General features: G+C 61.7%; 11 protein-coding genes, 1 tRNA gene and 3 pseudogenes. 7 read left to right on the top strand and 8 right to left on the bottom strand.

Going from position 1 to position 12,982, the window contains the following annotated elements; all coding sequences use genetic code 11:
• The first annotated feature begins 110 nt into the window (after positions 1 to 110).
• The 4 genes and pseudogenes from ihfA to AC0L7P_RS11330 all read left to right on the top strand — a co-directional run bounded on the left by ihfA (position 111) and on the right by AC0L7P_RS11330 (position 2,349).
• Positions 111 to 413 (top strand): integration host factor subunit alpha, encoded by a 303-nt coding sequence (gene ihfA, locus AC0L7P_RS11345; RefSeq protein ID WP_473432886.1) that lies wholly within the window; start codon positions 111 to 113, stop codon positions 411 to 413.
• Between the two features lie 5 nt (positions 414 to 418).
• Positions 419 to 595 (top strand): annotated as a pseudogene (locus AC0L7P_RS11340) (MerR family transcriptional regulator); the annotation flags it as partial.
• Between the two features lie 566 nt (positions 596 to 1,161).
• A tRNA-Pro gene (locus AC0L7P_RS11335) sits at positions 1,162 to 1,238 on the top strand.
• Between the two features lie 37 nt (positions 1,239 to 1,275).
• Positions 1,276 to 2,349, top strand: a complete 1,074-nt coding sequence (locus AC0L7P_RS11330) for a 2'-deoxycytidine 5'-triphosphate deaminase (RefSeq protein WP_473432885.1) — start codon at positions 1,276 to 1,278, stop codon at positions 2,347 to 2,349.
• A gap of 67 nt (positions 2,350 to 2,416) precedes the next feature.
• Here AC0L7P_RS11330 and AC0L7P_RS11325 read toward each other — a convergent pair whose 3' ends face one another.
• The 6 genes and pseudogenes from AC0L7P_RS11325 to argS all read right to left on the bottom strand — a co-directional run bounded on the left by AC0L7P_RS11325 (position 2,417) and on the right by argS (position 7,857).
• A complete protein-coding gene (locus AC0L7P_RS11325; RefSeq protein WP_473432884.1) occupies positions 2,417 to 2,626 on the bottom strand; it encodes a hypothetical protein in 210 nt (69 codons plus the stop codon).
• A complete protein-coding gene (scpB, locus tag AC0L7P_RS11320; RefSeq protein WP_473432883.1) occupies positions 2,623 to 3,261 on the bottom strand; it encodes an SMC-Scp complex subunit ScpB in 639 nt (212 codons plus the stop codon). Before scpB ends, AC0L7P_RS11325 begins: the two co-directional genes overlap by 4 nt.
• Entirely contained in the window at positions 3,258 to 4,043 is a 786-nt protein-coding gene (locus tag AC0L7P_RS11315; RefSeq protein ID WP_473435443.1) for a segregation and condensation protein A, read from the bottom strand. Before AC0L7P_RS11315 ends, scpB begins: the two co-directional genes overlap by 4 nt.
• Before the next feature lie 195 nt (positions 4,044 to 4,238).
• Positions 4,239 to 4,928, bottom strand: a pseudogene (locus tag AC0L7P_RS11310) (glycoside hydrolase family 3 N-terminal domain-containing protein); the annotation flags it as partial.
• A gap of 114 nt (positions 4,929 to 5,042) precedes the next feature.
• Positions 5,043 to 6,032 carry an SPOR domain-containing protein gene (locus AC0L7P_RS11305; RefSeq protein WP_473432882.1) on the bottom strand — a complete coding sequence of 330 codons (990 nt, stop codon included), beginning with the start codon at positions 6,030 to 6,032 and terminating at the stop codon, positions 5,043 to 5,045.
• Positions 6,033 to 6,135: 103 nt separating this feature from the next.
• A complete protein-coding gene (gene argS / locus AC0L7P_RS11300) occupies positions 6,136 to 7,857 on the bottom strand; it encodes an arginine--tRNA ligase (protein ID WP_473432881.1) in 1,722 nt (573 codons plus the stop codon).
• Between the two features lie 151 nt (positions 7,858 to 8,008).
• On the opposite strand from argS, the gene AC0L7P_RS11295 reads away from it, so the two are divergent.
• Positions 8,009 to 8,605: a hypothetical protein gene (locus tag AC0L7P_RS11295; protein WP_473432880.1), complete on the top strand. Its 597-nt coding sequence runs from the start codon at positions 8,009 to 8,011 to the stop codon at positions 8,603 to 8,605.
• Between the two features lie 5 nt (positions 8,606 to 8,610).
• Here AC0L7P_RS11295 and AC0L7P_RS11290 read toward each other — a convergent pair.
• Positions 8,611 to 10,562: pseudogene (locus tag AC0L7P_RS11290) on the bottom strand (cation:proton antiporter).
• Positions 10,563 to 10,599: 37 nt separating this feature from the next.
• Positions 10,600 to 11,778, bottom strand: a complete 1,179-nt coding sequence (locus AC0L7P_RS11285) for a deoxyguanosinetriphosphate triphosphohydrolase (protein ID WP_473432879.1) — start codon at positions 11,776 to 11,778, stop codon at positions 10,600 to 10,602.
• 79 nt (positions 11,779 to 11,857) lie between these two features.
• Between AC0L7P_RS11285 and AC0L7P_RS11280 the strand changes: the two genes are divergently transcribed.
• Positions 11,858 to 12,184, top strand: a complete 327-nt coding sequence (locus tag AC0L7P_RS11280; protein ID WP_473432878.1) for a HesB/IscA family protein — start codon at positions 11,858 to 11,860, stop codon at positions 12,182 to 12,184.
• A gap of 18 nt (positions 12,185 to 12,202) precedes the next feature.
• Entirely contained in the window at positions 12,203 to 12,982 is a 780-nt protein-coding gene (gene xth / locus AC0L7P_RS11275; RefSeq protein ID WP_473432877.1) for an exodeoxyribonuclease III, read from the top strand.

The raw sequence follows: 12,982 nt of genomic DNA, 5'->3' as shown, positions 1-12,982 counted from the left end.
CAGGCCCGCAGATCGCACCTGACGCGTGACATTCACCGCAACGCGCAAGCCATTGAGATTGACTTTGAAAACAGGGCGCGCCAAGGTTACAAAAATCCTTGGGGGATGACATGAGTGAAAAAACACTGACCCGGATGGACCTGAGCGAGGCCGTCTTTCGCGAAGTCGGCCTAAGCCGGAATGAATCCGCGCAATTGGTCGAATCCGTTCTTGGCCACATGTCCGATGCGTTGGCCGCGGGCGATTCAGTCAAGATTTCGTCCTTCGGCACCTTCTCGGTGCGGGCAAAATCGGCCCGGATCGGGCGCAATCCCAAAACCGGCGAAGAGGTGCCAATCCACCCCCGCCGGGTGCTGACGTTCCGCCCCTCGCATCTGATGCGCGACCGGGTGGCGGATGGCAATAAACGGTAAGCTTCATGGATAACAAATCGCCCGATGCCTTTCGCACCATCAGCGAAGTGGCCGACTGGCTTGACGTGCCCACCCATGTGCTGCGGTTCTGGGAAAGCCGGTTCACCCAGGTCAAACCGGTCAAACGGGCCGGCGGCCGGCGGTATTATCGCCCGGCAGATATGGAATTATTGGGCGGAATCAAACGCTTGCTCCATGATGACGGGCTGACCATCCGGGGTGTTCAAAAACTCCTGCGCGAGGAAGGCGTGACGCATGTTTGCGCACTCTCGCCCGGCTCCGATGCCCCGCAAGACAACAGCGGGCCAGGCGAAAGCCCGATGGCCGTCGATGTCCCGTCGCTCCCGCCCCGGGGCGAGGTGGTTCAGTTCACCCCCGATACCGACCCGGCCCCCTCCTTCGATCTCGGCCAGGCGGAAACACCCGACGAATCCCTCAATCGCTGGCCCTTTGTCGATGACGCCCCACAGCCCGCCGCCGCACCAGAGCGCGACACCGCCCCCGAATCGCCCGCCCCAATGTGCGACGCCCCCGCCAGCCTGCTCGACCAGATCTCGCGCAGCGCCCGATGCCCGCTTGCGCGAGAATGCCGATTCCCTGCGCCCCCTCGTTGCACGTCTGGCCGCGCTCCATGGCCGGATGGTGGCGGCCCCTTCGGCCCCTGCGGCAGATTGATCGTAAACTCATGGTACAATGCTGCAATCGGCCCTTGCCCTCGGCGCGGGATCTCGTTAAAAGCACCCTCAGTCGGGCTATGGCGCAGCCTGGTAGCGCGTCCGTCTGGGGGACGGAAGGTCGCAGGTTCGAGTCCTGCTAGCCCGACCAATAGCTCTACCATTGCCACTCTTACCAAAGGCATCTCATGACCGGCGTATTGCCCAGCCAGCGCCTGCGCGCCCTGATCGCATCCGGCGCCATCGCGGCTGACCCCGCGATCCTTGAGGCCCAGATTCAACCCGCTTCGCTGGATCTGCGGTTGGGCAATGTCGCCTATCGGGTGCGCGCCTCGTTCCTTACCGGGGCCGATGCCACTGTCGCCGCACGGCTGGAAGATTTCCAGATGCACCGGGTTGATCTGAACGGTGGCGCGGTGCTGGAAAAGGGCTGTGTCTATCTCGTGCCCCTGGCCGAACGCCTGGCGCTGCCTGCGGGGCTTCAGGCCGTCGCCAATGCCAAAAGCTCAACCGGCAGGCTCGATCTCCTCACCCGGACGATCACCGATGGCGGCACCGAATTTGACCGGATTCCAGATGGTTACACCGGCCCTCTCTATGCTGAAATCTGCCCCAGGTCGTTTTCGGTGCTGGTGCGCCCTGGCATGCGGCTGAACCAGATCCGCTTTCGCGAAGGCCAGGGGCGCCTTGACGATTCCGCCCTGCGCGCCCTGCACGCCCAAACCCCGCTGGTGGATACCACAGCGGTGATCGACGACGGGCTGGCCTTTTCCGTTGATCTGAAACCGCAAACCGGCACTCTGGTCGGCTATCGCGCCAAACCCCACGCCGGGGTGATTGATCTCGATAATATCGCCCATTACCCCCCCGCCGAATACTGGGAGGAACTGCACAGCGACACCGGGCGCATCATTCTCGACCCCGGCGCATTCTATATCCTTGTCAGCCGCGAAGCGGTGGTCATTCCCCCGGATTACGCCGCTGAAATGGCGCCTTTTCTGGCCATGGCCGGGGAATTCCGGGTGCATTACGCGGGCTTTTTCGATCCCGGGTTCGGCTGGGCCGCCGCAGGCGGAACCGGGGCGCGCGGCGTGCTTGAAGTACGCTGCCACGAGGCCCCCTTTGTTCTGGAGCATGGTCAGGTCGTCGGCCGGCTGATTTACGAAAACATGGCCGCGACGCCGGAACAGCTTTACGGCGCCGACCTGAAATCAAACTATCAGGGTCAGGGCCTCAAACTGGCAAAACACTTCCGCACGTAAAACACCGCGCCCCGGCTTTTTACTGACAAAAATACTCAAGCTCCGCACTCTCATTGCGTGCCAAGGGTCAAAATCGCCCGATCCGCCGCATCGCGCGCAGTGCCTGCTTTGCCCGTTTGGAATTTTCGCGCCCCGTATTGTCCTGAGCACGCTCTTGCGCAGTCATGGTATTTCGCGGCTTTTTCGGCCCCAAAGCACGATCAATCCCCGCGTTCATCCCCCGGTTCATAAGCTTGCGCATCACCATACGCAGAACCATGTTGACGATCTGATTCATGTCTCGTCCCCTTCAAACATGTCGCCCTGCCCGTCATCATCGCCCGGGTCGCTCAGGTCTGGGGCGGGGCGGTTTTCCAAAAGACCTGCGGCGCGCAGCTCTTTCAGTCCGGGCAGATCACGGGCCGATTCCAGCGCAAAATGGTCAAGAAACCCTTGGGTTACAACAAATGTGACCGGGCGCCCCGGGGTCATGCGACGCCGCCCCAGTCGGATCCAATCCAGTTCCAGCAGTTGGTCAATGGTCCCACGCGACACGGAAACGCCACGAATTTCCTCGATCTCGGCCCGGGTGGCAGGTTGGTGATAGGCGACGATGGCAAGGGTTTCGATGGCCGCGCGTGACAATTTGCGCAGTTCAACCGTTTCCTTTTGCATTAGGAATCCAAGGTCGGGGGCGGTGCGGATCGCCCAGGCGTCGCCCACTTTCACCACCTGCACCCCGCGCCCCTCGTAACGGCGCCGCAGCAGGGCCAGCGCCTCGGCGGCATCGCTGCCGTGGGGCATGCGCGCGTTGAGATCGGCCACGCTCACCGGTTGGGCGCTGGCGAACAGCACCGCTTCGACCATGCGTTCCTGTTCGGCCAGGGGCGGCGCCTCGAACAGGCTCTCTTCGCTTGCGTGCCGCGCGCTCATCGAGCCTCCCGCGTTTTGATCTGGATCGGAGCAAAGGTGCCCCCCTGCCGGATTTCGATACGCCCCGCCTTGACCAATTCCAGCGAGGCAGCGAAATGGCTGGCTGTGGCGCTGCGCCGGCGCACCGGGTCGCCCTGCCAGTCGTCGGGCAGATAACTGGACAGGTCGGTCCAGTCCCCGACAAAACCGATCAGCCCGCGCATCCGTTCCAGCGCCTCTTCCATGGTCATCACATTGGTGCGGTCCATCACGAAGGGGCGGAAATCGTCGCGGGTGCGGATGCGGGCATAGCCCTGCATCAGGTCCAGCAGGGTCGCCGTATATTGCACCCTGCGGATACGTTCGACGCCTTCGCCCTGCCCGCGCGCAAAGAAATCGCGCCCCAGACGGTCACGCCCCATCAACCGCGCGGCGCAATTGCGCATGGCGGCCAGTCGCTCCAACTGAAATGCCAGATGTGCGGCCAGATCTTCGCCCGATGGCCCTTCGTCCTCGGGGTCTGGGGGCAACAACAGCCGCGATTTCAGAAACGCCAGCCAGGCCGCCATCACCAGATAATCGGCGGCAAGTTCGATGCGCAGGGCCTTGGCCTGTTCCACAAAGCTCAGATATTGACGCGCCAGGGCAAGCACTGAAATCTGGCGCAGGTCCACCTTTTGAGTGCGCGACAAGGTCAGCAGCACGTCAAGCGGCCCTTCAAACCCGTCCACATCGACAATCAGCGCCTCGGCGGCCAGACGTTCGGCCACCGGATCGAATTGCGGCTCGTCCGGCTCAGCCATAGACATGCCCCCCATGAGCGCCGCAAGCTCGGCCTCACAGGCGGGAATGTCAACATTTACAGGGGCGCGCCTCTGTGCCAATGCGGCCTGCGCGCGCTGTTTGGCCCGTTCGGACATGGGCGCAAGCGCCGCCGCGACCACCCGCCGTTCCGCCAGATCGCCATTGCAATGCAGCACCAGATCACAACCCGCCGCCTGTGCGCGCACCGCCCGGTCCACCACTGTGCCGCCAAGGGCGTTCATGCCAATGTCATCGGTCATCAACAGCCCGTCAAACCCGATGCTGCCCCGGATCACATCCTTGATCAGCACCGGAGAATGGGTGACGGGACGCGCGTCAAGCGCGGGAAACAGCATATGGCCGGTCATCCCCATGGGCAGATCGTTCAGCGCCCGAAAGGGAGCGAAATCCACCGCCTCAAGGGTGGTGCGATCAGCGTCGCAAACCGGCAGGTCATGGTGACTGTCCACCGCGCCGCGCCCATGACCGGGCATGTGTTTCATCACCGGCAAAACCCCGGCATCCATCAGCCCCTCGGCCATGGCCCGGGCCATTTCCGTCACGGTTTTGGCGTCATGGCCAAAGCAGCGGTTTTTCAGAAATGGATGGGTGTTTGCGGTGGCCACATCGCAGGTTGGCCCACAGTTCACGTCGATCCCGACCTGGGCCAACTCATGCCCGATCAGCAGGCCGCGCAGATACATCGCCCGCGCCGCACCCTCTGACGCCGCCACATGATCAAGCGGCGGCAACCATTGCCGCCAATGGGGGGCAAACATCCGCTGTACCCGCCCACCCTCCTGATCCACAAGGATCGGGGTGCCATCGCCCAGAATATCGCGGATCGCACCGGTCAGCGCGCGCAGTTGATCGGGGTTTTCCACATTGCGGGCAAACAGGATCACCCCCAGGGTCGGGTTTCGGCCAGAAAGGCCGCCTCTTCACCACCCAGAACCGGGCCATCGACACCAACGGTAAAGGCCGAGGTCGCCACCGGATCAGCGCACAACGACGGGAATGCAATCGGCCTTTTCGGCCATCAGCGCCGAACAGAACCGGCGCGCGTCGCTCAGATCGGCAAAGCCCATGGCGCGCAGGCGGTAAAACGTCTTGCCGCCCGATTGCGCGCGCTGCACGACGCGCTGTTTGCCGCCAAAGTAATCCTGAAACTGATCGCCGATCTTGTCCCATTGGTTGCGGGCGATCTCGGCGGATTCAAACGCGCCCAATTGCACAAGGCGCGTCCCGGCCGGAATGGTGTCGGCGGCGACGTCCACGGTATCGGGCGTTGTCTGGGCCGCAGCCACGACAACCGGGCGTGACAGACCCTCGGGGCGCAGGGGCGGACGGGGCGAGCGGCGCAGGCCCTTTTCATCGCGCAGGTTGCCCGACGTGTCGGCAGAGGTATCTGTTACCCCGGTCAGGGGCGTTATCCCATCTGACAGGGCTTCGGCCAGGGCCAGCGCATCGGTGGTGGAATCGCCGGTCATTTCAGGCAGATCCAGAGGCGGCGCATCGCTCAGGGCTTCGGCGACGGCCATATCGGTGGCCAGTGCATCTTCGGGGGTGTCGTCAATGGCAACGGCGGCGTCGGCCACAGCGGGCGTTGGCGTGGCGGCCTGATCCAGAACCGGGCGCGGCAGGCGCGGTGCGGGCAAATCTTCGGCGGCGAGGGTCAGGGGCGCGGGCGCCAGAATCACCTCTTCCGCCGGGCCGGCAGCAACGCCATCGGCGGCCACCTGATTGACGGCCAGCCCCTGATGCGCGGCACTTACCCCACCCGGGTCTTCGGGGGCAATGCGGATCGGCCCCGCAAGGGCGCGCACAACCGGCACCCCGGTAACATCGCGCACCAACAGTTTATAGCCCCAGACCCCGGTGCCCAGCAGCAACCCAAGCGAAATCAGCCCACCGGCCAGATTGACCGCGCGGCCCACCTTTGCGCCATGGGGTGTCGCTTCGCCTGCGTCGTTGTAAACATCCGCCATTCCATGCCTCACTGCTCGAATCGCCAAACAGCCCGAAAGGGCCAATTATCAGCGATGTCTGTCGTTTTGCCTGTCTCGCAACCCGCAGCAGGGGCGCCTTTGCTCAGCGCATTTCCTCAACCGGGGTTACCCCAAGAATACCCAAACCTGCGGAAATGACAACGGATACAGCGCGCGGCAGTGCAATTTTACCGCTGGACGCCGATGTGTTGCCCTCTTGCAGGAACCGCAGGCCCGGGGTGTCGTTGCCCCGGTTCCACAAGGTGTGGAAATCCGACGCCAGTTCATAAAGGTAAAACGCCACCCGGTGCGGTTCATGATTGCGCGCGGCGATTTCCACCAGACGCGGCCATTCGGCCAGTTTGCGCGCCACGGCAAATTCGGCGGCATCCTCCAGCACCGGCTGATCCGACAGGGCAATCCCGGACCCGGCAAATTTGCGCAGGACGGAATGCACCCTTGCGTTGGCGTATTGGACGTAAAACACCGGGTTGTCCTTGGATTGCTCGACCGCCTTGGCGAAATCAAAATCCAGCGGCGCGTCGTTCTTGCGGGTCAGCATGACAAAGCGCGCCACATCGGCGCCGACCTGTTCAACCACATCCGCGAGGGTCACAAAGGTGCCGGCCCGTTTGGACATCTTGAACGGTTCGCCGTTTTTATACAGCTTCACCAGTTGGCACAGCTTGATATCAAGAGGAACGGCGCCCCCCGACAGGGCTGAAACCGCCGCTTTCATCCGTTTGACATAGCCCCCGTGATCGGCGCCGAACACATCAATCAGGGCATCGAAACCGCGCTGCACCTTGTCATAATGATAGGCGATGTCGGGGGCAAAATAGGTCCACGACCCATCGGATTTCTTCACCGGGCGGTCTACATCGTCGCCATGGGCGGTCGAGCGGAACAAGGTCTGTTCGCGCGGCTCCCAATCCTCGGGCAGCTTGCCCTTGGGCGGCTCAAGCGTGCCTTCGTAAATCAGCCCCTTGGCATCCAGATCATCAATCGCCGCCTCGATCTTGCCGGTGCCATAAAGCGACTTTTCGCTGTAAAAACTATCCATGACGACCCCAAGAGAGGCCAGATCGGCGCGGATCAGATCCATCATCGCCTGTGTCGAAAATTCACGCACCTCTGACAGCCAAACCTGTTCGTCCTTGCCGACAAAGGCATCGCCAACCTTGTCTTTCAGCGCCTCACCCACTGCGATCAGGTAATCGCCGGGATAAGTGCCATCCTCAAACGCCACCGCCTGACCGTGCGCCTCAAGATAGCGCAGGTAAACCGAGCGCGCCAGAACATCGACCTGCGCACCGCCATCGTTGATGTAATATTCCCGCGTCACATCCCAGCCCGCATAATCCAGCAATGCCGCCAAAGCATCGCCAAAAACGGCGCCCCGGGTGTGCCCCACATGCAGCGGCCCGGTGGGATTGGCCGAAACATATTCGACCAAAACCCGCCTGCCCGCACCCATGTCGGACCGCCCGTATGTCGGATCATCCAGCGCGGCCGTGACAACCCCGGCCCACAGATCATCGGCCAGCCGCAGGTTCAAGAAACCCGGCCCCGCCACATCCGCCGCCACAATGCGCGGATCACCGGTCAACCGCGCCGCCAGGCCGTCGGCAATGTCGCGGGGTTTCATCCTGGCCGGTTTGGCCAGAACCATCGCCGCGTTGGTTGCCATATCGCCATGGGCCGCATCGCGGGGCGGCTCTACCGCCACATTGGCAAGGTCAAGCCCGGCAGGCAAGGCGCCCTCGGCCATCATCGTTTCAAGTGAGGCGATCACAAGCGTGCGGATCTCGGCAAACAGGTTCATTTCGGCTGTCCTTCAGGGTTGCGCGCGGTTTAACACGCGCAGCGGAATGTTCAATCACCCGAAAGACCGCGCCTGCCGCAAACTGGACCGCAGAGCCAAAACGCGCTAGATTGCCCGTGTTTTCATCAACTCTTTTCCGAAAGCCATCCCCATGAATTTTGAAGCCCGCCTGATCACCCTGCACCGCCTGCGCGACGACATAAAAGCCGAAACAACCACGCGGTCCCTGGCCGCCGAGGGCACCTATGACCCCGGCCTTTCGGCCAAGGTTGAACGCTGGCTGCAACAACTGACCATGGCACAGAAACAGATCAAATCCGGCCACCACCTGAATGCGCTGCAATTTCAACAGATGCGTTTTGCCGCCGACCGTTCGGCGCGCCATTCCGCCGGTCAGCGTTTCAAAAGCCGTGATCGCAATCTTGAACGGCTCTATGGCGCGACCCTTGAAATTGCTCTCGCAGTCGGCGAATTGCTGGCCGAAAAAGGGGCGGGAAAAGACGGCGTCGCCACAGCGGTGGAAACCATTGCAAAATCACTCAATAAGTTGATGAAATTCGCAACCGCCGATGACGCCGCAATTCAGGGGTTTGGCCTGGGCCAGCAAGAGGCAACAATCACCGCCTCGGTGCGCCAGTTGGAACATACCACAAACACCCCGACCGGCACCGGCGCCGGATTGCCGGTGATTGACATATTCACCCTGATCCTCGCGTATTTCGCCCTTCTCAAAGCCTTGCGAAAATAACCCTTTTACGTCTTGGCATCCTCGCGCGGTGCACCGCTGGGCCGCCCGTCACGTGCTTCGGTCTGCGCGACCTTCTCGGCCTCTTCATCATCTTGCGGAGTACCGTCGGCCTGTGCTTCGTCCATCTCGCCCTCTGGCGCAATCAGATCGCCCGTTCCCGGCGGCACCATGGTGATCAGGCGAATGCCCGCCTCGCCATCGAATTTGCCGGCGACCTTGGCATGCAACGGCACAAACGCTCCGGCCTTGTCTATATGCCCCACAATCACCGCTTCGGGGCGCATCATCCGCCAATCCTCAAAGGTAAACTCCTCGCTCAGCGCGGTGCTGCGAAAGGTCCATCCCTCCCACATGCGATTGCTCATCTTGCCAAAAGTCGCCGCATCGGCCAACCCCCGCCCGCCCAGGGATGCAGGCAGTTGATTGCGCGAGAATTCGGATTTCTCGCGGGTCAGCTGAAACACATTTTCGCGCCCGAATTCTGGCGCCAGATCCGTCGCGACAAGGGTGTTATAGGCATCATTGTCGGTGGCGGTAATGACTGTGGCAAAACGGTTGATCTCAACCCGGTGTTCCGCCACCTCTGACAGAATATCCCCATAAAACGTGTGTATGTCAGCCGCCCTTGCGCGGCGCAGATGGCTGCGGTTGGGATCGGCAATCAGCACCGAAACATCATGACGCGTCAGAACCTCGGCCAACCCGACGCTCCAGCGCGACCCGCCCACAATCAACACCCCGGGCAGTTCCGTCGCCACCTGCCCCAGCCACCGCGCCAGGGGCGCCATGGTAAACCCATGCAGCACCACCGTCACCGCAACCAGAACAAAGGCCAGCGGCCCGATCAACCCGCCATCCGTCACGCCAAGACCCGCCAATCGTTCCCCGAACAGCCCCGCCACCGCCACCAGCACCACACCACGCGGCCCGGTCAGCGCAACCAAAAGCCGCTCTTTCACAGGCACTTTCGTAAAGGCCAACGCGATCATCACCGTCAGGGGCCGCGCAACCAACACCACCAACGCCACAAACAGCCCCGCCCGCCAGGTCAGCGCGCCCAGTTGCGTAAAATCCAACGACGCCGCCAGCAGGATGAACACACCACTGACCAAAAGGATCGTCGCGTGTTCCTTGAACCGGCGCACCTCATCGTAACTGGGCAGATTGGCATTGCCGATCACGATGCCCATCACCGTCACCGCCAATAACCCGCTTTCATGAAGCAGCGAATCCGACAGGGCAAACACCGCCAGCAGCGTGCAGAACAACACCGCAACCTTCATGTATTCAGGCACCCACGCCCGCTTGAAACTGCGCGCCAGCACCCAACCCGCAGCCGCCCCCAACAGCGTGGCAAACCCGATCCCGACGACAAATTCCATCGCCGCCGCGCCCGCCGTCGTGGCGGTGTTCAGCACCAGCACAACCCCAAAGGCCAGAACCGCCGCCAGGGCACCAATCGGATCGTTTACAATCGCCTCCCATTGCAACAACGCGGCGGGGCGGCGCGACAGGCGGGCCGAACGCAGCAGTGGCGCAATCACCGTCGGCCCGGTGACAATCATGATGCCGCCGAAAACCGCGCTGCTTTCCCAACTCAGCCCGGCCCCGAACCGCAGCGCCATCGTGCTGGTCAGCCACCCCACTGGCGCGCCAATAAGAACCAGCCGCCGCACCCCTTCAGCCGCATCGCGCAAGGACTGAAAATTCAGGGTCAGCCCCCCTCGAACAGTATGACCGCCACCGCCAGCGAAATCATCGGCCCGGTCAACGGCCCGATGTCGCGCACCGGATCAAACAGGCCAAACACCGGCCCCGCCAGAACCCCCGCCAGCAGCATCAAAACGATGGCCGGCATCCGCAATTTCCACGCAACCCATTGCGACCCAACCCCAAGCGCGCCAACCAATGCAAAGGCCTGCACGGCGCCAAGCGCGCCTTCCACTTCGCTCGCCATCAGCGCCCTGCCCCTGGTTTTTTACTGATAAAAATACTCAAATTCCGCCCTTTCCACCACAAAGCCGCCCATGCTCCTGAATCGCAAAGCGGTCGGTCATCCCGGCGATGTAATCCCCAACAATGCGGGCAAGTTCCGTTTCGCCCTGGGCCTCGGCCACATCCTTGCGCCACTGCTTGGGCAATTGCGATGGATCGACCATGAACAGCGGGAACAGATCCTCGATCATCGCGGTTACCCGGGCGCGCATGTCCACCACTTTGGGCGCGCGGTACATCCGGTGGAACAGAAAATCGCGGATCACCTGCAAATCACGCCAGACCGGCTCGGAAAACCGGATCATCCCCTGCCCGGCGTCCCGCACCTCCTGCGCCGATGCAGGCGCCAGACGCTCCAATCGGTTCTGCGCCTGTGCGATCACATCTTCCACCAACAGACCAAAGAACCGGCGCAGGGCCTCGTGCCGCCGGCGATAATAATTCAAGCCCGGATACAGGTCATCAACCCGCCCGAAACACCGGTCGAGCAGCGGCATTTCGCCCAACTCATCGGTGCTGAACAATTCAGCCCGCAAACCGTCGTGCAGATCGTGGTTATTATAGGCGATATCATCGGCCAGCGCCGCCACCTGCGCCTCGGCACTGGCAAAGCTGTGCAGCTCCAGATCGTGGCGGGCGTTGTAATCAGACAGCACAAACGGAATGTCGCCCGTCACCGTGCCGTCGCGCCGAAGGGGCGCGACAGGACCATTATGTTTTGCAATCCCCTCAAGGGTTTCCCACGTCAGATTCAGCCCGTCGAAATCGGCGTAATGGCGCTCAAGCGATGTAACGATCTTGATCGCCTGCGCGTTATGGTCAAACCCGCCATAGGGCGCCATCAGAACCTGCAACGCCTCTTCGCCGGTGTGACCAAAGGGCGGATGGCCCAGATCATGGGCAAGGGCAATGGCCTCGGTCAATTCGCCATTCAGCCCCAGAACCCCCGAAATCGTGCGGGCCACCTGGGCCACTTCGATGCTGTGGGTCAGGCGCGTGCGAAAATAATCGCCCTCGTGTTCGATAAACACCTGGGTCTTGTGCTTCAGCCGTCGAAAGGCGCTGGCGTGGATGATCCGGTCGCGATCCCGTTGAAAACACGACCGGAACGTCGATTCTTCTTCGGCATAAAGCCGCCCCCGGGTTTCCTCGGGGCGTGATGCAAAGACCGCGTTCATATTCCTGCCAGTTCTTGTGAGCCTGTCCCACCCGACATATATTGCAACACAAGTGCCAAGCAAACGTGAAAGGCCCGCCATGCTGTTGCCGCCCAAGGTTACCGACCGCGCATTTGCCCGTTTGGCCGAAATCAACGATGCCGCCGAGGCGCCTCAGGCCCTGCGCGTGGCTGTCGATGGTGGCGGCTGTTCCGGGTTTCAATATGATATCAAGCTGGATCAACCCGATGACGATGATCTGGTGCTGGAAAAGGACGGGCAAAAGGTGCTGGTTGATTCCGTTTCCCTGCCCTTTCTCGCCAATGCCGTCATTGATTTTTCCGAAGAATTGATCGGCGCGCGGTTTGTGATCGAAAATCCGAACGCGACATCCTCTTGTGGCTGCGGTACATCCTTTTCCATGTAACGGATCAGGAACCGCCCCATGAAAATCGCGACCTTCAACATCAACGGCATCAAGGCCCGCATCGGGGCCTTGTCCGACTGGCTGGATGAAAGCACGCCGGACGTCGCGATCTTGCAGGAAATCAAATCGGTGGATGAGAATTTTCCACGCGAACACTTTGAAGACAAAGGATATTCCGTTTTCACCCACGGGCAGAAATCCTTTAACGGTGTCGCGATCCTCTCGAAACTTCCGCTTGAGGATGTGACCCACGGTCTGCCCGGCGATGACAGCGATGAACAGGCCCGCTGGATCGAAGCGACAGTGATGGGTGAAAAACCCATTAAAATCTGTGGGTTGTATCTGCCCAATGGAAACCCAGCACCGGGGCCGAAATACGACTACAAACTGGCATGGATGGAACGGCTCCACGCCCGGGCGCAACAGCTTCTTTTGTCTGAAGAACCGGCGCTAATGGCCGGAGATTACAACATTATCCCCCAGGACGAGGACGCCGCCCGCCCCGATGCCTGGCGCGATGATGCCCTGGCAATGCCCACCTCACGCGCGGCGTTTCGCCGCCTGCTGAACCTCGGCTTTACCGAAGCGTTCCGCGCCCGCACCCAAGGGCCGGGCCACTATTCCTTTTGGGATTATCAGGCCGGCGCGTGGAACCGCAACGACGGAATCCGCATTGACCACTTTCTTTTGACCCCGCAATGTGCTGATTTACTTGAAGATTGCTGGATTGAACCCGAGGTGCGCGGCCGCGAAAAACCCTCAGACCATGTGCCGGTCTGGGTGGACCTCGCGGCCTGA

The sequence above is a fragment of the Oceaniglobus sp. K40-3 genome (assembly GCF_055808395.1).
The sequence above is the reverse complement of the archived record's forward strand: the minus strand, read 5'-3'. Positions and strand labels throughout refer to the sequence as shown.